This is a genomic window from Polaromonas sp. YR568, from assembly GCF_943371715.1.
In the GTDB taxonomy this organism is placed as follows: domain Bacteria; phylum Pseudomonadota; class Gammaproteobacteria; order Burkholderiales; family Burkholderiaceae_C; genus Polaromonas.
On record NZ_CALRVW010000043.1, the window covers coordinates 1 to 17,216 of the forward strand.

The 17,216-nt window shown below is 63.6% G+C and carries 17 protein-coding genes and 1 pseudogene; 5 read left to right on the forward strand and 13 right to left on the reverse strand.

The features are described 5' to 3' along the window. From AAG813_RS19320 to flgL, 3 genes and pseudogenes are all read left to right on the forward strand, one after another. A pseudogene (locus AAG813_RS19320) lies at positions 1 to 387 on the forward strand (methyl-accepting chemotaxis protein); the annotation flags it as partial. 166 nt (positions 388 to 553) lie between these two features. After that, a complete protein-coding gene (flgK, locus tag AAG813_RS19325) occupies positions 554 to 2,536 on the forward strand; it encodes a flagellar hook-associated protein FlgK (RefSeq protein WP_341917680.1) in 1,983 nt (660 codons plus the stop codon). A gap of 20 nt (positions 2,537 to 2,556) precedes the next feature. Further along, complete coding sequence (gene flgL, locus AAG813_RS19330) at positions 2,557 to 3,774, forward strand: flagellar hook-associated protein FlgL (RefSeq protein WP_341917681.1); 1,218 nt, start codon at positions 2,557 to 2,559, stop codon at positions 3,772 to 3,774. 66 nt (positions 3,775 to 3,840) lie between these two features. Here flgL and fliR read toward each other — a convergent pair whose 3' ends face one another. The 13 genes from fliR to fliF all read right to left on the reverse strand — a co-directional run bounded on the left by fliR (position 3,841) and on the right by fliF (position 15,041). Then, the gene (fliR, locus tag AAG813_RS19335; protein ID WP_341917682.1) at positions 3,841 to 4,635 is read right to left on the reverse strand and encodes a flagellar biosynthetic protein FliR; all 795 of its coding nucleotides are present in this window, start codon (positions 4,633 to 4,635) and stop codon (positions 3,841 to 3,843) included. Continuing rightward, positions 4,635 to 4,904 carry a flagellar biosynthesis protein FliQ gene (gene fliQ, locus AAG813_RS19340; protein WP_096699905.1) on the reverse strand — a complete coding sequence of 90 codons (270 nt, stop codon included), beginning with the start codon at positions 4,902 to 4,904 and terminating at the stop codon, positions 4,635 to 4,637. The genes fliR and fliQ overlap by 1 nt, the downstream gene beginning before the upstream one ends. Positions 4,905 to 4,931: 27 nt before the next feature. Next, positions 4,932 to 5,648: a flagellar type III secretion system pore protein FliP gene (gene fliP, locus AAG813_RS19345; protein WP_341917683.1), complete on the reverse strand. Its 717-nt coding sequence runs from the start codon at positions 5,646 to 5,648 to the stop codon at positions 4,932 to 4,934. Between the two features lie 56 nt (positions 5,649 to 5,704). Continuing rightward, the gene (fliO, locus tag AAG813_RS19350) at positions 5,705 to 6,181 is read right to left on the reverse strand and encodes a flagellar biosynthetic protein FliO (protein WP_341917685.1); all 477 of its coding nucleotides are present in this window, start codon (positions 6,179 to 6,181) and stop codon (positions 5,705 to 5,707) included. Next, positions 6,178 to 6,639, reverse strand: coding sequence for a flagellar motor switch protein FliN (fliN, locus tag AAG813_RS19355; protein WP_341917686.1), 462 nt, complete (start codon positions 6,637 to 6,639; stop codon positions 6,178 to 6,180). The genes fliO and fliN overlap by 4 nt, the downstream gene beginning before the upstream one ends. After that, entirely contained in the window at positions 6,632 to 7,636 is a 1,005-nt protein-coding gene (gene fliM, locus AAG813_RS19360; protein ID WP_341917688.1) for a flagellar motor switch protein FliM, read from the reverse strand. The genes fliN and fliM overlap by 8 nt, the downstream gene beginning before the upstream one ends. A gap of 21 nt (positions 7,637 to 7,657) precedes the next feature. Then, positions 7,658 to 8,131, reverse strand: a complete 474-nt coding sequence (gene fliL / locus AAG813_RS19365; RefSeq protein ID WP_341917690.1) for a flagellar basal body-associated protein FliL — start codon at positions 8,129 to 8,131, stop codon at positions 7,658 to 7,660. A 122-nt stretch (positions 8,132 to 8,253) separates the two neighbouring features. Beyond that, a complete protein-coding gene (locus tag AAG813_RS19370) occupies positions 8,254 to 9,657 on the reverse strand; it encodes a flagellar hook-length control protein FliK (RefSeq protein ID WP_341917692.1) in 1,404 nt (467 codons plus the stop codon). Between the two features lie 16 nt (positions 9,658 to 9,673). After that, entirely contained in the window at positions 9,674 to 10,129 is a 456-nt protein-coding gene (fliJ, locus tag AAG813_RS19375; protein WP_341917695.1) for a flagellar export protein FliJ, read from the reverse strand. A 49-nt stretch (positions 10,130 to 10,178) separates the two neighbouring features. Next, positions 10,179 to 11,594 carry a flagellar protein export ATPase FliI gene (gene fliI, locus AAG813_RS19380; RefSeq protein ID WP_341917697.1) on the reverse strand — a complete coding sequence of 472 codons (1,416 nt, stop codon included), beginning with the start codon at positions 11,592 to 11,594 and terminating at the stop codon, positions 10,179 to 10,181. Next, on the reverse strand, positions 11,587 to 12,360 hold the full coding sequence (fliH, locus tag AAG813_RS19385) for a flagellar assembly protein FliH (RefSeq protein WP_341917699.1): 774 nt from the start codon (positions 12,358 to 12,360) through the stop codon (positions 11,587 to 11,589). Before fliH ends, fliI begins: the two co-directional genes overlap by 8 nt. Beyond that, entirely contained in the window at positions 12,353 to 13,348 is a 996-nt protein-coding gene (fliG, locus tag AAG813_RS19390; RefSeq protein WP_341917702.1) for a flagellar motor switch protein FliG, read from the reverse strand. Before fliG ends, fliH begins: the two co-directional genes overlap by 8 nt. Further along, complete coding sequence (gene fliF, locus AAG813_RS19395) at positions 13,341 to 15,041, reverse strand: flagellar basal-body MS-ring/collar protein FliF (RefSeq protein ID WP_341917703.1); 1,701 nt, start codon at positions 15,039 to 15,041, stop codon at positions 13,341 to 13,343. Before fliF ends, fliG begins: the two co-directional genes overlap by 8 nt. Before the next feature lie 324 nt (positions 15,042 to 15,365). Here fliF and fliE point away from each other — a divergent pair, with 324 nt between their 5' ends. Together fliE and AAG813_RS19405 are read left to right on the forward strand one after the other, a co-directional pair. After that, a complete protein-coding gene (gene fliE, locus AAG813_RS19400) occupies positions 15,366 to 15,683 on the forward strand; it encodes a flagellar hook-basal body complex protein FliE (RefSeq protein ID WP_341917704.1) in 318 nt (105 codons plus the stop codon). A gap of 170 nt (positions 15,684 to 15,853) precedes the next feature. Continuing rightward, positions 15,854 to 17,188: a flagellin gene (locus AAG813_RS19405; protein ID WP_341917705.1), complete on the forward strand. Its 1,335-nt coding sequence runs from the start codon at positions 15,854 to 15,856 to the stop codon at positions 17,186 to 17,188. The last annotated feature ends 28 nt before the right edge of the window (positions 17,189 to 17,216 follow it).

Here is a 17,216-nt window from a genome sequence, read left to right on the forward strand (position 1 = left end):
GTCGACAGCGTCAAACGCGTGACCGACATCATGGCCGAGATCACGGCGGCCAGCCAGGAGCAGACCGCGGGCATCGAGCAGATCAACCAGGCGATCACGCAGATGGACCAGGTGACGCAGCAAAACGCCGCGCTGGTCGAAGAAGCCGCAGCTGCAGCGTCCTCGCTGCAGGAGCAGGCCAACGGGCTCAGTCAGGTGGTCGGTGTGTTCAGGCTGGAAGGTGAGCAGCCGCAGCATCAGGATCACCAGGCACCCGCCCGTCCGGCGAGCCCCAAGGCCAGGCTGATGCAGCCGCCCAAAGCCAGACAGGCCATTGCGGCACCGCGCCGACCCGCTGCACCCAGCGGTGAGCTGGCCACGGCGGGTCGCAGCTGGGAAACGTTCTAGTTCATGAATTCCCGGCGTATGGAGGCTGAAGTTTTCTGCAAATGGGCCGCTGATTCATCCTCAAGTTTTCCGGGGAAATGTCGTTATCTATTTCAGAGGCATTCGAAAAACGCCACCGGGTCACCGGACTACCGGGTAACAGTCGCCGCCTTGAAAGGCCAGCTTAATGTCGAATAGCATGTTTTATACGGGTCTGAGCGGTCTCAATGCCGCCCAGGCTGCCTTGGTGACCACCGGCCACAATACCGCCAACGTCAATACCCCCGGCTACAGCCGCCAGGCCGCGCAGCTTGCATCGAACGGCGGCATTTACAGCCCAAGCGTCGGGTTCTTCGGCAGCGGTGTCAAGGTGGGTGACGTGACACGCAGCTACGACCAGTACCTGGCATCGCAGCTTGGCCAGGCACAGTCCCTGAACCAGTCGCTGACCACCTACTACACGCAGATCAGCCAGATCGACAATCTGCTGGCCGATCAGAAAGCGGGCCTGGCCCCCCAGCTGCAGTCCCTGTTCACCAACATCCAGGCGGTGGCCAACACCCCGGCCGATCCGGCGGCCCGGCAGCAACTGATCAGTTCCGCGCAAGCCACGGCCAACCAGTTCCGGTCCATGGACCAGTACCTGACCGGCCTCAACGGCAGCGTCAACGACCAGATCGCCGGCAGTGTCGAGCAGATCAACACCTATGCCGAGCAGATCGCCAGCCTGAACAAGCAGGTGGCCATGCTCAGCAATGCCACCGGCGGACAGGCGCCCAATGACCTGCTGGACCAACGGGACCAACTGGTCAATGAATTGGGGCAGCTGATCGGCACCAAGCTGGTGGTGCAGGACGGCGGTCAGTACAACATCTTCATTGGCAATGGACAGACCCTGGTGCTGGGCGACAGGGCGACCAAGTTGGCGGCGGTGGCATCGTCGGGTGACCCTACCCGCGCTGTTGTTGCGGTGGTTAACGCCGCCGGAAATGCCGTGCAACTGCAGGACAGCATGCTTGGCGGCGGCGGCTCACTCGGCGGGCTGTTGCAATTTCGCAGCGAAACGCTGGCCCCGGCGCAAAACTCGCTGGGTCGCATGGCGATTGCGTTGGCCGATGCCTTCAATGCCCAGCAGAACCTCGGCATTGATCTGACCGGGGTTCTCGGTTCTGATTTCTTTTCGCAGGCCAGCCCCTCTGTGCTGTCGAACAGCAAGAACACAGGCAACCTGGTGTTGACGCCGTCTTTTTCCGACAGTGGCCAGTTGACCACCAGCGATTACCGCCTGGACGTCAAGGCAGACCTGACATTCTCCGTGACCCGTCTGTCGGACAACAAGATTTTCAGTGCCACGGAGTTGGCCGCTTCCGCGCCCCCCAATACCTTCGATGGCGTCACTCTGACGGTGTCCAGCGGTGCCGGCGCACCGGGTGACTCTTTTCTGATTCAGCCCACCCGCACCGGCGCACGTGACCTGTCGGTGCTGGTGTCCGACCCGGCCAAAATCGCGGCGGCTTCGCCCATCGTGACCGGCAATACCGCCGGCAACCAGGGCAGCGGCGCCATCAGCGCCGGAAAAGTCGACGCGGCCTACCTGGCGACACCGCTGGCGGCCACGTTGACACTGACGTACAACAGCGCCACCAATCAGCTGTCGGGTTTTCCGACCGGAGCCACTGTGACGGTGACGCCTGCCAATGGTGTGCCCGATCCCGCCAGCCCCTACGCCGCGGGCGCACCCGTCACGTATTCGCCGGGGGCGACCATGAGTTTCAATGGCATCAGCGTCACCATCAGCGGCAAGCCCTCGAACGGCGACCGGTTCACCGTGGAAAAAAACAGCGGTGGCGTTTCCGATGGCAGCAATGCCTTGCTGCTGGGCGCCCTGCAGAACAAGAAAACCATGGGCAATGGGTCGGCCAGCTTCAACGACGCTTATGCGCAATTGATCAGCAGTGTCGGCAACAAGGCCCGGCAGGTCCAGATCGCCGGTGCCGCCCAGACCAGCCTGACCACCCAGATCCGGTCTGCCCAGCAGTCGGTATCGGGTGTCAACCAGGACGAAGAAACCGCCAACCTGCTGATGTTCCAGCAGATGTACCAGGCCAATGCCAAAGTGATCCAGACGGCGTCAACGATGTTTGATGCGGTCCTGGGCATCAGCCACTAAACCTTGCCCAGGAGTTCACGATGCGCATCAGCACCCAGTCTTTTTACGAACAGAGCCAGACCGCGATAGGCGCGCAGCAAAGCAGCCTGCTGCGGGTGCAGCAGCAGATGGGCGCCATGACCAAAATCCTCGCGCCGTCGGACGACCCCCTCGGCGCCACGCGCGCGCTGGCGGTCTCGCAGTCGATCGCGCTGAACTCGCAATATGCGACCAGTCGCGCGCAGGCGACGCAGACCCTGTCGCTCGAAGAGAACAGCCTGCAAAGCGTCACCACCATCCTGCAGAACATCAAAGGCTTGCTGGTACAGGCCGGCAATGGCACGATGGCTGACGCTGATCGGGCCAGCATTGCCACCACCTTGCAAAGCAGCATTGACCAGTTGCAGGGCCTAGCGAACACCGATGACGGTAATGGGCAGTTTCTCTTCGCTGGCTTCAAGAGTGCCAGCGCGCCGTTTGTGCGGCAGGCCGACGGCAGCATTCGCTATGCCGGCGATCAGGGCCAGCGACTGATGCAGGTGGACGTGTCCCGGCAGATGGCTGGCACGGACGACGGTCGCAGCATTTTTCAGACTGTACAGAGTGGCGCAGGCTACGTCAGTGCGTCGCCCGTTAGTAATACCGGCAGCGGCGTGTTCGGCCCCGCGTCGGTTGTGGATCTGGCCGATCCCAACTACGGCAAGGATTTCGTGATCAGTTTTCCGACGGCTACCACCTACCAGGTCGATACGGCGACGGTGCCTTCGGTCCCCGTGGTGCCAGCCACTGCTTTCACCGCAGGCAGTCCCGTCCAGTTCGGCGGCCTGCAGATCAGCATCACCGGCGCTCCCGCTGCCGGCGACAGCTTCAGCGTCGCCACCGCGAAAAATGCCGGAACGGACGTGTTTGCGGCGATTGGTGATGTGATCGCCGCGCTGCGGGCACCGGTGGACAACGCCGGCCCGGCCGCACAGGCCAAGCTGCTGAACGCATTGAGCACCGGCAACAGGAAGATCACCAATGCCCACGACAACGTCCTGACGGTGCGCGCCTCGGTCGGCACGCGCCTGCAGGAGCTGGACGCGCTGGAAACCACCGGTGACAGCCGCGCGCTCTACGACAAGAGTTACCTGTCCGACCTGCAGGACCTGGACTATGCGAGCGCCATTTCCGAGTTTTACCAGCGCCAGACCGCGCTGCAGGCCAGCCAGCAGACCTTTGTCAGGATCCAGCAGATCTCGCTGTTCAATTACCTGTAAGCGGCATGGGTTGCGCAGGCAGATATGCTATTGATTTAATAGCTATCTGCGTCCATGGATATTGGGCTAAGGCCTCAAACCTTGCAGAAACCCCAGCGTGCTCGTAAACCCCGCTGCAAACCGCGGCTCCAGAAAGGGCGCCAGGTATTGCATCAGCAGCTGCAGCATGGCCATGCCGGCCAGCAGGGTGATGGGAAAGCCCACGGCAAAAATGCTGAACTGTGGCGAGACCCGGTTCAGGATGCCCATGGCCAGGTTCAGGGTCAGCAGCGTGGCGATAAGCGGCAGCGCCAGCATGAGGCCGCCCGAAAAAATCTCGCCGCCCGCCGCCACCAGCAGGAACCAGCCGCCGGCCACCAGGGGGGCATCAGCCACCGGCAAGGCGTGGAAACTTTCGGCCAGTGTCATGACCACCATCAGATGGCCGTCTACTGCCAGGAAGATCAGCATGGCCATCACGTTGAGCAGGCGGGCGATCACCATGGTGTTGCCGCCGCTGGTGGGGTCGAAAAAGGACGCAAAGGACAGGCCCATCTGCAGGCCCACGTATTCACCAGCCGCCTGCACCGCAGCAAACACCATGCGCATTGAAAAGCCCATCGCCGCACCAATGAGGACTTGCTGGATCAGGATCCAGAAGCCGGCGGCCGACACCAGCGGCACCGCCGGCATGGCGCCCAGCGTGGGCGCAACAACGATGGCCAGCAGGGCGGCGAGGCCGACCTTGGCGGCGCGCGGCACCGCGGCTTCGCTGAAGATGGGCGCGGTGCTGATGAGCGCCAGCATGCGCACAAAAGGCCAGAGAAAGGCCACCATCCAGAGATTGAGCTGGTCGGAGGTGACCGAGAAGACCGGAGGCATCAACCGACGAGTTGCGGGATGGATGAAAACAGGTTGCGCATGTAGTCCAGCACGCTGTTGAGCATCCAAGGACCCGCAATCACCAGCGTGGCAAACACGGCCAGCAGCTTGGGAATGAACGACAGCGTCATTTCATTGATCTGGGTCGCAGCCTGGAACAGGCTGATCAGCAAACCGGTGACCAGGGCCACCAGCAGCAGCGGCGCACCGAGCAGCAGCGAGAGCTTCATGGCCTCGTAGCCGAGGGCCATGACGGATTCAGGTGTCATGTGTCGATCTTTCCGGGTACGGTAGCGTCAGGTGTAAAAACTCTGGGCCAGCGCCCCGATCAGCAACTGCCAGCCATCGACCAGAACGAACAGCATCAGTTTGAACGGGAGCGAAATCGTGGCGGGCGGCACCATCATCATGCCCATGGACATCAACACGCTGGCAACCACGAGGTCGACAATGAGGAAAGGAATGAAGATCGTGAAACCGATCTGGAAGGCGGTCTTGAGCTCGCTGATCACAAAGGCGGGCAGGAGGATTCTCAAGGTGACCTGTTCCGGTCCTTCCAGTTTTTCGATGTTGGCCAGCTTGGCAAACAGCGCCAGGTCAGCCTCGCGGGTCTGCTTGAGCATGAACTGCTTGAAGGGCTCGACGCCGCGCTCCAGGGCTTGTTCGGCACTGATCTTGTTTTCGGAGAAAGGCTTGTAGGCCGTGCTGTGAACTTTGTCGAAGACGGGCGACATGACAAAAAAGGTCAGGAACAGCGAGAGCCCGACCAGCACCTGGTTGGGCGGCGACGATTGTGTGCCGATGGCCGTGCGCAGCAGGCCGAGCACGATGAGAATCCGGGTGAAGCTGGTCATGGACAGCAGCAGCGCCGGCAGGAAAGACAGCGACGTAAGCAGCACCAGGGTTTGCACGCTGAGCGACCAGGTCTGGCTCCCGCCGGGGCCGCGCGAGCTGGTGACGCCCGGCAGACCCTGGGCGGAGGCCAGGGCCGGCAACAACATCAGGGCCAGCATCAGCAATGGCCAAAGGAGCGGCAGCGCCGCGCGGCTTCGCAGGCAGACAGGATTTGTCACTGGCCATCCCGCTTTCTCAGCTTGTTCAGGGATTCCGCCAGCTTTTGTGAAAACGCACCGGCACCGGCCAGGCCGCCGAAGGACGGCGCCGCCTCGGATTCGGACAGCTTTTGCGCCGGCATGGTGTGCAGAGCGTTGACCTGGCCTGCAGCGACGCCAAGCACCAGCCACGAGCCGCCGATTTCCACCACCACGACACGTTCGCGCTGCCCCACCATGGCGCTGGACACCACCTTCAACAGGCGCCCGCCTCCAACCTGCTGCAAGCCGAAGCGCCGTGCGGCCCAGGCGCAGAGAAAGATGAGGGCAAGCACCACGGCCAGGCCCAGGCCAGCCTGCAGCAGACCGGCAGCGCCGAAGGACCGCACCGGCTCTGCTGCCGCGGTGGGCACGGTCGGCAACACCGCATCGGCTGAAAAGCTGATGCAGGCCAGCGCGGTGGCGGCCAGCGCACGAAGGTCCGGCCGGCTCATCGGTTCAGTTTCTGCATGCGTTCGGAAGGCGTGATGATGTCCGTCAGGCGAATGCCGAACTTGTCGTTGACCACCACCACTTCCCCCTGCGCAATCAGGTAGCCGTTGATGAAGACATCCATCGGCTGCCCCGCCAGGCCGTCCAGTTCGACAACCGAGCCCTGCGACAGCTGGAGCAGGCTCTTGATGGTGATGCGTGTGCGTCCCAGTTCAGCGGTCAGCTGGACCGGAACGTCGAGCACCCTGTCGATGTCGCCCCTGGCAATCTCGGAACCCGCATTGCTTTGCAGCGGCTGGAAAACTCGCTCGCCGGCCGGTGTGGACGGTGGTGCGGGCGCCGCAGGCGCTGGGGCAGGAGCGGGTGCCGGTTCAGGTGCAGAGGCGAGCGCCTGCTCGGCGAGCGCGCTGCCCCAGTCGTCCAGTTCTGCTGCCGGGTCTTGCTTGCTGTCTTCACTCATGGTCTTTTCCCTTGCTGGAGTCGCTGTCTTGGTGGTGGATCATTTTTTCCACGCGCAAGGCATAGTGGTTGTTGGAGGTGCCGTAGCCGCATTCCATGACGGGCACGCCGTTGACCTTGCCGATGATCGTTTCGGGAATCTCGACAGGCAGCACGTCGCCGGCCTGCAGCCGGAGCAGCTGGCCAATGCTCGATTGCATGGTCAGGAAATGCGCCCTGAGTTCGACGTCGGCGCTTTGCACCTGCTGCGACAGCTGCTTGACCCAGCGTTTGTCAACTTCGATTTCGTCTTGCAGCGGGTTGGACAGCAGGTCGCGAATCGGCTCGATCATGGAGTACGGAATGCAGACGTTGAGTGCGCCGCCGATGGGCCCGAACTCGATCTGGAAGGTGGTGTTGATCACCACTTCGTTGGGCGCCACGATGTTGGCCAGTTTGGCGTGCATCTCGGAACGCACATACTCAAAATCGAGCGGATAGACCGGCTGCCACGCGCTGCCGTAACTCTCCAGCGTGAGGTTGAGCAGCCGTTTGATGATGCGCTGTTCGGTCTGGGTGAAGTCGCGGCCCTCGATCCGGACGTGGTAACGGCCGTCGCTGCCGAACAGGTTGTCCACCACGAGGAAAACCAGCTTGGGATCGAACACGAACAGGGCCGTGCCGCGCAGCGGCTTCATGTGCATGAGGTTGATGTTGGCCGGAACCGGCAGGTGCCGGATGAAGTCGCCGTACTTCTGGATCTGCACCGCGCCGACCGAAATGTCGGCGCTGCGCCGCATGAAGGTCAGCAGCGCACTGCGCAGGTGCCGGGCAAAACGGTCGTTGATGACCTCCAGCGTGTGCATGCGGCTGCGCACGATGCGATCATCGGTGCCGAGGTTGTAGGTGGGCGGACCTTCCTTGGGCGGTGGCGATGCACTGACTGCCTCGGTGTCGCCGGTGACACCCTGCAGCAGCGCATCTACTTCGTCCTGGGACAGCTGCTGGTCATAAGCCATGGGTGAATTTCATTGAGCGGGTTACTGCAGCATGAAAGTCGTGAACATCACACTCGAGATCTTCAGTGACGGCAAATTGGCCACGAAGGGCTGGTTGAGCGTCGTCATGATGTCTGCGGCCAGTTGGGCTCTTTCTTCCGGGGTGACCAGCGATTCGGCCGCGCGATTGGACAAGGCCGTGAGAAGCCTGCTGCGCACTTCCGGCAGGTATTGGGTAACCAGCGCCTGCGACTTGACGTCCGGAACCTTCAGTGTGACGGCCACATGCAGGAAGCGGCTGCGGCCATTGGGCTGGAGGTTGACGGTCATGGGCTCGAGGGCGATGAAAATCGGATCGACAGGCGCCACAGTGGTGGACACGGCTTCCTTGCGCTGGCTGGCCAGATAGAAGGCTGCGCCAGCCGCCGCCAGGACGACCAGCGTGCCCAGAACAATCAGCAGGACGAGGAGCTTGCGCGACTTGGGGGGCTTCGCGGGGGGGATGCTGGTGGCCATGACTTTGCTGTTGGGGTTTGAGAATCGATTGTTTTCGAAAACCGGCGCCCGGCATCGCCCGATAAACAGGGGTAAAACGTGTCAGATCCGGCATTTGCCGGACACGCGCCTCATGGCACGCCTCAGGCGTAGGTGTCCACGCTGATCCCTCTGCCGGCTGGGCGCGAAGCTTCCATGGCTGGCCGGACCCCGGGTGCCAGGTTGTCGGGCGTGCGCTCCGCCCGGTAGCCGCGCTGGCCGGACTGTCCGTTTTGCCCGTTCTGACCCTGGGCGAAGGCAGCTTGCTGCTGACTCTCGGAGTTGACCGAGGTGTTGCCGAGGCTGATTCCGCTCTCGGCCAGGGTGGTACGCAGTTGCGGCAAGGCCGCTTCCACGGCGGCCCGCACCGATGAATGCGCCGACACGAACATGGCCTGGACCTGGTGGTCGTTCATGCTCAGTGTGACTTTCAGTGGGCCGAGTCCCGGGGGATTGAGCTGGAGCTCTGCTACCTGTTCGCCGCCCTTCCCCATGTGGATCATCTGCTGGCCCAGGGCCTTGCCCCATTCACCGCTGCCAACCTCAGGAGCGAGCGACCGGGCCATGGCGGCAGGCGCCGCGCTAGAGGCGAGCATTCCCGTTGGCGCTGGCGCTGCTGCGACGCCGGTTGAGCTGATGGCCGGGGTGGCGATGGCGGCGGAGATGTCGGTGGCATTTTCCTGACCGATGACGGTCGAGCTGATGGCCGGGGTGGTGCTGGTGCTGGCGCCTGTCGGTGTGGCATTGGACGCCACCATCATCTGGTGGGGCGCTTTGACGCCGCCGCGTGTGGTTTCGGCTTCGGGGCCGCTGCCGGCCGTTGTTTCGGCGGAAACCTTCGGAAGGTCGTTGGCCTGGTCACGTTGCTGCGGCGACTGACCGGCAGTACCGTCGTCCGAAGCACCGGAAGGGCCGTTGATGCCAGCCGTGGCCAACGCTACCGCCGGGCCGGCCTCTGCGGTCTGGAGCCGGGTGGGCAGGGGGGATAGCCCTGTGTCCTTCTGGCTGGCCCCGGCGAGTTCGGGTGTCAGCCCGGTTGCCAGCGTCGGTGGCGCTGCATCCTCAGCCGATGTGATCGGGGCAGGCGCGGTGGTCGGTTCGCCCGCCAGCGCCATGTCTGTCGCGAGGGGTTTCCCAGCAAGCAGACCGGTGAGCACAGGGTTGGCAGCGCCCGGTACGGTACCAGCGCCGGGCGCGGTGGCAGCACCGCCGGCGGGCAACGCTTTCGGCAGCAGGTTGTCCAGCGGGATCAAAGGCAGAGCCATCGCATTGACCAGTTCGTCCGGGTCGACCTTGCGGCCCTCCGGCGGGCGCCGGGCCGGCGCGGCGGTTGCAGCCTTGCTCTCGGCTTTGGCGGACGCTTCGCTGGCGGGCGCCAGTGAGCGGGACAGCACGGCGCCGAAACTGTCGGGTCCGTTCGGGTCCGGCTCATCGCTGCGTGCCGCCGCCTGGGACGGCTGGCTGTCGGAGGGATGGGGTGCGCTGACGGGTGGAAGAATAAAAGACATGGTTTTTCCCGGTAGTTCAGTCGGCCAAGTTGCCAGCGCGCAGGTAAAACTGGCGGGCGGTGCGTTCGTCGCTGTCGCGTTGCTCGCGTTTGCCGAGGGTGAGCATTTCCTGCTGGCGAACCCGGTTGGCCAGGGTGTCGAAGGAGTTGAGGCGGCGCTTGTTGTTTTGCCAGTCGCCGCGACCGTGCGCCAGGCGCGTGTCGGCCTGGACGGTCAGGGCGCGCTGCTGCTCGATGGCGCCGTCCAGGGTGCCGATGAAATCCTGGAAATTGCGCACATGGGACGATGAAAGGCCGGCCTGCATCTGGTGCTGCAGCTGGTCCAGGTACTCCTGCCGGTACTGCAGCAACATTTCCAGTTTTCCGGCAGCGCTGGTGTGCGCGTTCTGCAGCTGGCCCAGCCGGCGGGTCGCCTCGTCGGTCTTGTTTTGCGCCAGTTCGATCAGTGTCGCGAGAGGGAGCTTGTTGGGCACGGCGTTTTCTCCTGGTGGTTCGAGGGGCTGCGGTGAATGCGTAAGCGGCTCAGGCCTGGAACAGGCTGTTCAGCTGTGCGGTGGCGGCCGCGTAGTCGACGCGTTCCTCCATCGTTTGCTGCAAGAAAGCCTCGATTTTTGGATAGAGGGCAATGGCCTGGTCCAGCTGGGCGTCATGGCCGGGGGCATACGCGCCCACACTGATGAGGTCGCGGTTGCGCTGGTAACGCGACAGGGCCTGCTTGAAGCTGCGGATGACCTGGAACTGCGCGGGGTCGATCAGCGCCGTCATGGCGCGGCTGATGGACGCTTCGATGTCGATCGCCGGGTAATGGCCGGACTCGGCGAGGCTGCGCGACAGCACCACGTGACCGTCCAGGATGGCGCGCGCCGAATCGGCTATCGGATCCTGCTGGTCGTCGCCTTCGGTCAGCACCGTGTAGAAGGCGGTGATGGAGCCGCCGCGGCCTTCGGCATCGCGCGCGCCATTGCCCGCGCGTTCCACCAGGGCCGGCAGCTTGGCAAACACCGAGGGCGGGTAGCCTTTGGTGGCCGGCGGTTCGCCGACCGCCAGCGCGATCTCCCGCTGGGCCATCGCGTAGCGGGTCAGCGAGTCCATGATCAGCAGGACATTTTTCCCTTGGTCGCGGAAATATTCAGCCAGGCAGGTGGCGTAGGCGGCCCCCTGCAAACGGAACAGGGGCGAGGTATCGGCCGGCGCCGCCACCAGCACGGCGCGGGCCATGCCCTCCTTGCCCAGCGTGTTTTCAATGAAGTCCTTGACCTCGCGGCCGCGCTCACCAATCAGGCCAACCACAATCACGTCGGCGCTGGTGTAGCGCGCCATCATGCCCAGCAGCACACTCTTGCCGACGCCGGAGCCGGCGAACAGGCCCATGCGCTGGCCGCGTCCGACGGTCAGCAGGCCATTGATGGCACGCACCCCGACATCGAGCACGCTGTCAATCGGCGCGCGGGTCAGGGGGTTGATGGGGGCGGCCGCCAGCGGCACTTCCCGCGAGAAATCGAGCGGACCCAGCCCGTCGAGTGGCCGTCCGGCCGCATCGACCACGCGGCCCAGCATGCCGTCGCCCACCGGCAGGCGTTTGGTTCGTGGCCCGGTGCCACTGGCATGGCCGCCGGGCGACTCCAGCGCATAGACCCGGGCCCCCGGCAGCAGGCCGTCCACCTCGCTTTGGGGCATCAGGAAAATGCGGTCGCCGGAGAAGCCGACGACTTCGGCCTCGGCGTTTTTCTGGGGGTAACCGGGAGGCAATTCGATCAGGCAGTCGCTGCCGACCGGCAGTCGCAGCCCGACCGCTTCGAGGACCAGCCCCACGGCGCGTGTCAGCCGGCCATAAGTGCGCACCGGAACACTGAGCGCCACGGAAGACCGGGCGTCTTCCAGCAGGGTTTGCCAGGCCTCCAGCGGTGGCTTGATGGTGGCGTCAGGGGTGTCAACCATGGACCAGCGGTGCGGTGGCTGCCGTATGGGGGGCCACGGCCGCGGCGACGCGGTCCCAGCGACTTTGCAGCGTGGCGTCCCGCTCGCCGCTGGCAGCCAGAACGCGGCAGCCGCCGCGCTGGGTATCTGCGTCAGCACGAATTCGCCATCCCGCGGTTTGCAGATCATCCGCGAGGTGTTCCCGCACCAGCGCCGCGTCGTCCGGATGCAGGACCAGCTGGGGTGAGCCGGTCAGGGCGGGTTCCGCCTGCAGCAATTCGCGGACCGTCGGCAAAATGGCCTGTGGATCCAGTGCCAGCGACTGGCCCAGCACCTGACGCGCAATGTCCATCGCCAGCGCCAGCAACTGTCCCGCGACCTCGCGCTCGGCAAGGCGCAAGGCGGCTGGAAGGGCCTGGGTCAATGCCCGCAGCTGGTCGGCCTGTTCGTGAACGGCCGCCATCGCGGCAGCATGACCCTCGGCCTGTCCCTGTGCGTAACCTTCTTGACGTCCTTCCGCTTCACCGGCCTGGCGCGCGTGAAGCCGCAGGCGCGCCAATTCGTTTTCATCGATCAGCAACTCCGGCTTGAGCGGCTCGACAACGGCAGGGGCTCCGGGTTCAGCGGAAACGGGCGCCATGTCCTGCTCAAGGGAGGTCATCTCCCAGCGTTCCCAGGCGGTCATCTGCCCCTTCGTTGTGCCGGGCCTACGCACGGCAGGCGCGGCGAAGCCGGAGGCAAACCGGTCGGCACCGGAACGCTGCGCGAGCGGGGCCTTGTCATACATAGGAGTCGCTTCCCTGTCCGCCAAGCACGATTTCACCGGCATCGGCCAGGCGGCGCACGATCAGCAGAATGCCTTTTTGTTCGGCTTCGACCTGCGATACACGCACCGGGCCGCGCATCTCGATGTCCTCGCGCAGCATTTCGGCAGCGCGTTGCGACATGTTCTTGAGGAACTTGTCGCGCAGTTCCTGTGGCGCGCCCTTGAGCGCAATGATCAACGACTCCGACTCCACTTCCTTGAGCAGGAGCTGGACGCTGCGGTCTTCGAGTTCCAGCAGGTTCTCGAAGAGGAACATCTCGTCGATCATCTTCTGCGCCAGCGCCTCGTCATGCTCGCGAACATGCTTGATCACGCTTTCTTCCTGCGCGCTGCTCATCATGTTGACTATTTCAGCGGCTGCCCGGATGCCGCCGAGACGGCTGCGCTTGCCGCCTTCGCCGCCCAGCATGTCGGTCAGCACCTCGGTCAGTTCCTTGAGCGCTGCAGGCTGCACGCCACCGAAGGTGGCCACGCGCAGGACCGCATCGTGGCGTGCGCGCTCGGGGAGCTGCTCCAGCACGTCCGCGGCCTTGTTGCGATCCATGTGGACCAGCAGCGTGGCGATGATCTGCGGATGCTCGTCGCGAATCAGCTCGACCACTTCGGTGGCCTCCAGCTGGTTCAGCCGCTCGATGCCGCTGACTGATTCATTCGACTGCAGGATGCCCTCCAGCAGATCTGCGGCACGGTCGTTGCCCATGGCCTTGTTCAGCACGGCCCGCAGGTAACTGCCCGAATCGAGGTGGAGAGCCGAATACTGTTCGGTTTCGAGGCGGAATTCTTCCAGAACGTCATCGACCTCGGTGCGTTTGACATGCGCCAGAGTGGCCATGGCCTCGCCGAGCGCCTGGACTTCGCTGGGGGACATCTGCTGCAGCACCTTGCCGGCAGCTTCCTCGCCCAGCGTCATCAACAGGATGGCGCTTTTACGTGTTCCTTCGTCAAACATTTTTTTCGCCCATCCAGTGTTTGATCAGCATGGCGACAGCCCGAGGCTCCTTGGCGGCGGTTTCCTGCGCATACCGGATGTTCTCCAGATGGCGCTCGGCTTGCCGCTCCTGTGATTGCGCAACGGCGTCTGCGGAGGGCGCTTCTTCATGGCCCGGCGCTTCGGCTTGGGCAGGCGCCGGATGCAGATGCTTGCGCAGCAGCGGCCGCAACACGGCAAACCACAGGTACAGGGCCAGTATTCCCAGCAACAGGTATTTGCCGCCGGCCTTGGCCATCTCGATGTTGTCGGGCTGGCGCCAAACGGGCAGTTCGGGTGTGTCGGTGGCATCCGAGGCAAACGGGCTGTTGACCACATTGAGCGAGTCGCCGCGTTCGGCACTGAAGCCCATGGCCTGCCTGGCCAGGTTCTTGATCTGCTCCAGCTCGGCGGCCGTCAGCGCCTGCGCGGCGCGCTTGCCCTGGGTGCCCGTTGCGCCGCGGTAGTTGACCACCACGGCCACCGACAGCCGCTTGATGCCGCCCGCCCCTTGCTGCACATGGCGTATCGAGCGGTCCACCTCGTAATTGGTGGTCACGTCCTTGCGGGTATTGGTGCTTGCTCCGGTGCTGCGCGCAAGCGTGCCGCCTGCACTCAGCTCCGTGCTCATCTTGAGTTGCCCTGTCGCCGGGGCACCGGGCTTGCCCGGTTGTGCCGGGTTGACGATGGGGGCGACCGGGTCGGACGGTGGCTGGTTGCTCAGGGCGCCCGGAACGCCGCCTGCCGGATTGCCGCCTTGCTGGCCGGATTCGCTGGATTGCTGGCTTCGGACCGCAGCGCTGCCGGGTTCCTGGTTGGGGCGGTACTTCTCGTCGGTGTTCTCGACGATGGAAAAATCGATGTCTGCCGCCACCTGCGCATGGACATTGCCGCTGCCGACGATGGGCTGCAGGATGGCTTCGATGCGGCGGATGTAGCCCTGTTCGATCTCCTGCGCATATTTGAGCTGGCTGACATCGAGACCGCGTGTGCCGGCGTTCGCCGCAGACAGCAGGTTGCCCGCCTGGTCCACCACGGTGATGCTTTTGGCCGACAGCTCGGGCACGCTGCTGGAGATCAGATGAACAACGGCGCTGATCTGGCCCTCGTCGATGGTCCGTCCGCGATGCAGGGTCAGCACCACCGAAGCACTCGGCTTTTTCTGTTCGCGCACGAAGAGCGATGGTTTGGGTAACGCCAGATGCACGCGTGCCGACTCCACTGCGGAAATCGAATTGATCGACCGCGCAAGTTCACCTTCGAGGGCTCGCTGGTAATTGACCTGCTCGGCAAACTGGCTGGTGCCGAATTTCTGGCTGTCCATCAGCTCGAACCCCACCGTGCCGCCTTTGGGCAGGCCCTGGGAAGCCAGCCGCAGGCGGGCTTCGGGAACCTTGTTGGCCGCGACCAGCAATGCTCCGCCGCCTTCAGCGAACTTGTAGGGAATGTTCATCTGTTGCAGCGACGCGATGATGGCTCCACCGTCGCGATCCGACAGGTTGCTGTACAGCACGCCGTAGTCCGGGGCACGGCTCCACAGCCACAGGGCAGCGACCGCCGCCACCGCGGCAGACGCGCCGATCATCAGCGGCAGGCGGGGATTGGCCCGCAACTGCTCCAGCCACGGCAGGGCTTTGGGCAGGGCGGTTTCGGTGCCCGTGGCGGCAGAACTCATGCGTTCACCCGCCTACCGCCGCGGCACGGGCGTGACCCGGGCTAGTGGATGTCCGGCAGTACGGATGCCTTCGGAGGCTGCAGATCGGCGACAGGGCAGAAACGACAGGTGACATACAACAGTGGTTGATTGGTAAGGCGAAGGGCCTCTGGCCGGTGCTGGGGGCAGCCGGAGTTCGTGAATGATTGTCAGAGCCTGGTGTCTTTCCCGATCAGCCGAATAGCCGGGGGTTTTGCCGTCTTTTGGCGGGATGCGCCGCCTGGCCCGCTGGTACGCTTCAAGCCGTTCATCAAGCAATGGGCGCACAGGCGCCAGGGAAACACCATGGCGATATCTTCTATTGAGTCCGTCCTGCAGCAAATGCGGGTTCTTGCCCAGACTTCCGGTCACCCGTCAGCGGTGAGCAGCGAGGTGGCCGGTGGCGGTTTTGCTGGAGAGCTGAAGAAGTCGCTGGACCGCATCAGCGATGCGCAGCAGAACGCATCCAGCCAGGCCGAAGCCTTCGAGCTCGGCAAGCCCGGGGTGGCCCTGAACGATGTGATGGTGGACCTGCAAAAGGCCGGCATCGGCTTCCAGATGGGGCTGCAGGTGCGCAATCGGGTGGTTGCTGCTTACCAGGAAATCATGAACATGCCTGCCTGACAGGGGGGCGACCTGGCGAGGTGGGATCTTTTTTGGTGTTGGCGCTAAAGGTTTTTCCGGGACTGGCCGTTAACTTGAATAACGGTGGCTTGCAGACTGTCTCGGCAAGCAAGGCCAACGTGACGGCAAGTTAGCCGGAGTCCACAACCTTTGTCAATCAGGAGTCCCTCATGGCCCAAGTCATCAATACCAATTCGCTTTCCCTGCTCACGCAGAACAACCTCAACAAGTCGCAGTCGTCGCTGAACACCGCGATCCAGCGCCTGTCCTCCGGCCTGCGCATCAACAGCGCCAAGGATGACGCCGCCGGCCAGGCGATCGCCAACCGTTTCACCTCCAACATCAAGGGCCTGGCTCAGGCCCAGCGCAATGCCAACGACGGCATCTCGCTGGCGCAAACCACGGAAGGCGCGCTGACCGAGGTCAATACCAATCTGCAGCGCATCCGTGAGCTGGCAGTCCAGTCCGCCAACGGCTCCAACTCCGCAGCAGACAAGGCGTCGATTCAGGCTGAAATTACCCAGCGCCTCGAAGAAATCGACCGCACCTCGGCCCAAACCGACTTCAACGGCGTCAAGGTGCTGGCTGCCAACAACAAGCTGTCGGTTCAGGTCGGCGCAAACGATGGTGAGCGTATCGACATCAATCTCAAGAAAATCGACTCTACCAGCCTCTCGCTGAACTCGCTCACGGTCTCCAACAATGAACTACCCGTCGGTGGCGCCATTACCGCGGTTAACCAGGCGTCAGGTACGGCTTCGTCCAACGTCAATCTGGCTGCTGCTGCGACGACTTTGACCACGTCCACCGGTTCGACGGTGGCCGCTTCAGATTTGTCTCTGCATGAAGTGCAGACAGCCGCCGGTGTTGGCACTGGCAAGTTTGTGGTCAAGTCCGGTGAGGACTACTACGCGGCCTCGGTGGATCGCACTAACGGCGCCGTGACGCTGAACACGGCCGTCATCAAGTTTGCTGACGGTGCAAATGGTATTGCCACCGCCAGCGCCGTGACCTTGGCGGCTGCGCCCGTGAAGGTGGGCGTTGATGCTGCTGGTGCTGTTACAGCCTTTACCACCGTGCAAGGCAAGAACTACACCACTACAGAAATTGATACGGAAGCCTTGGCTGACGGTGGTGCAACGACCACGGCCATTGCCGCCGGCGCTGTGGTGATTGAGCTGAGCACTGACGCTGACCAGACCAAAACTACTGAGTTTACGGGCGCAGCCACCGCGAATCCACTGGCCAAGATTGATGCAGCGCTGAAACAGGTCGATGATCTGCGCGGTTCCCTGGGTGCGGTGCAGAACCGTTTTGACTCGGTGATCTCCAACCTGGGCACCACGGTGACCAACCTGTCTTCCTCGCGCTCACGCATTGAAGACGCGGACTACGCGACCGAGGTGTCCAACATGACGCGCGCGAACATCCTGCAACAGGCCGGTACCTCGGTGTTGGCTCAGGCCAACCAGACGACCCAGGGTGTGTTGTCCCTGCTGCGTTAATCGACGAAGCGTGCGCCCCGGGGCGCAC

Excerpts from the sequence above, each read along its gene's own strand:
- fliE (WP_341917704.1), top strand. The coding sequence starts at position 15,366 with ATGGCGATATCTTCTATTGAGTCCGTCCTGCAGCAAATGCGGGTTCTT.
- fliF (WP_341917703.1), bottom strand. The coding sequence starts at position 15,041 with ATGAGTTCTGCCGCCACGGGCACCGAAACCGCCCTGCCCAAAGCCCTG.
- fliG (WP_341917702.1), bottom strand. The coding sequence starts at position 13,348 with ATGTTTGACGAAGGAACACGTAAAAGCGCCATCCTGTTGATGACGCTG.
- fliQ (WP_096699905.1), bottom strand. The coding sequence starts at position 4,904 with ATGACACCTGAATCCGTCATGGCCCTCGGCTACGAGGCCATGAAGCTC.
- fliM (WP_341917688.1), bottom strand. The coding sequence starts at position 7,636 with ATGGCTTATGACCAGCAGCTGTCCCAGGACGAAGTAGATGCGCTGCTG.
- flgK (WP_341917680.1), top strand. The coding sequence starts at position 554 with ATGTCGAATAGCATGTTTTATACGGGTCTGAGCGGTCTCAATGCCGCC.
- fliR (WP_341917682.1), bottom strand. The coding sequence starts at position 4,635 with ATGCCTCCGGTCTTCTCGGTCACCTCCGACCAGCTCAATCTCTGGATG.
- fliN (WP_341917686.1), bottom strand. The coding sequence starts at position 6,639 with ATGAGTGAAGACAGCAAGCAAGACCCGGCAGCAGAACTGGACGACTGG.
- fliL (WP_341917690.1), bottom strand. The coding sequence starts at position 8,131 with ATGGCCACCAGCATCCCCCCCGCGAAGCCCCCCAAGTCGCGCAAGCTC.
- fliI (WP_341917697.1), bottom strand. The coding sequence starts at position 11,594 with ATGGTTGACACCCCTGACGCCACCATCAAGCCACCGCTGGAGGCCTGG.
- fliO (WP_341917685.1), bottom strand. The coding sequence starts at position 6,181 with ATGAGCCGGCCGGACCTTCGTGCGCTGGCCGCCACCGCGCTGGCCTGC.
- fliP (WP_341917683.1), bottom strand. The coding sequence starts at position 5,648 with ATGCTGGCCCTGATGTTGTTGCCGGCCCTGGCCTCCGCCCAGGGTCTG.
- AAG813_RS19370 (WP_341917692.1), bottom strand. The coding sequence starts at position 9,657 with ATGTCTTTTATTCTTCCACCCGTCAGCGCACCCCATCCCTCCGACAGC.
- flgL (WP_341917681.1), top strand. The coding sequence starts at position 2,557 with ATGCGCATCAGCACCCAGTCTTTTTACGAACAGAGCCAGACCGCGATA.
- AAG813_RS19405 (WP_341917705.1), top strand. The coding sequence starts at position 15,854 with ATGGCCCAAGTCATCAATACCAATTCGCTTTCCCTGCTCACGCAGAAC.
- fliH (WP_341917699.1), bottom strand. The coding sequence starts at position 12,360 with ATGTATGACAAGGCCCCGCTCGCGCAGCGTTCCGGTGCCGACCGGTTT.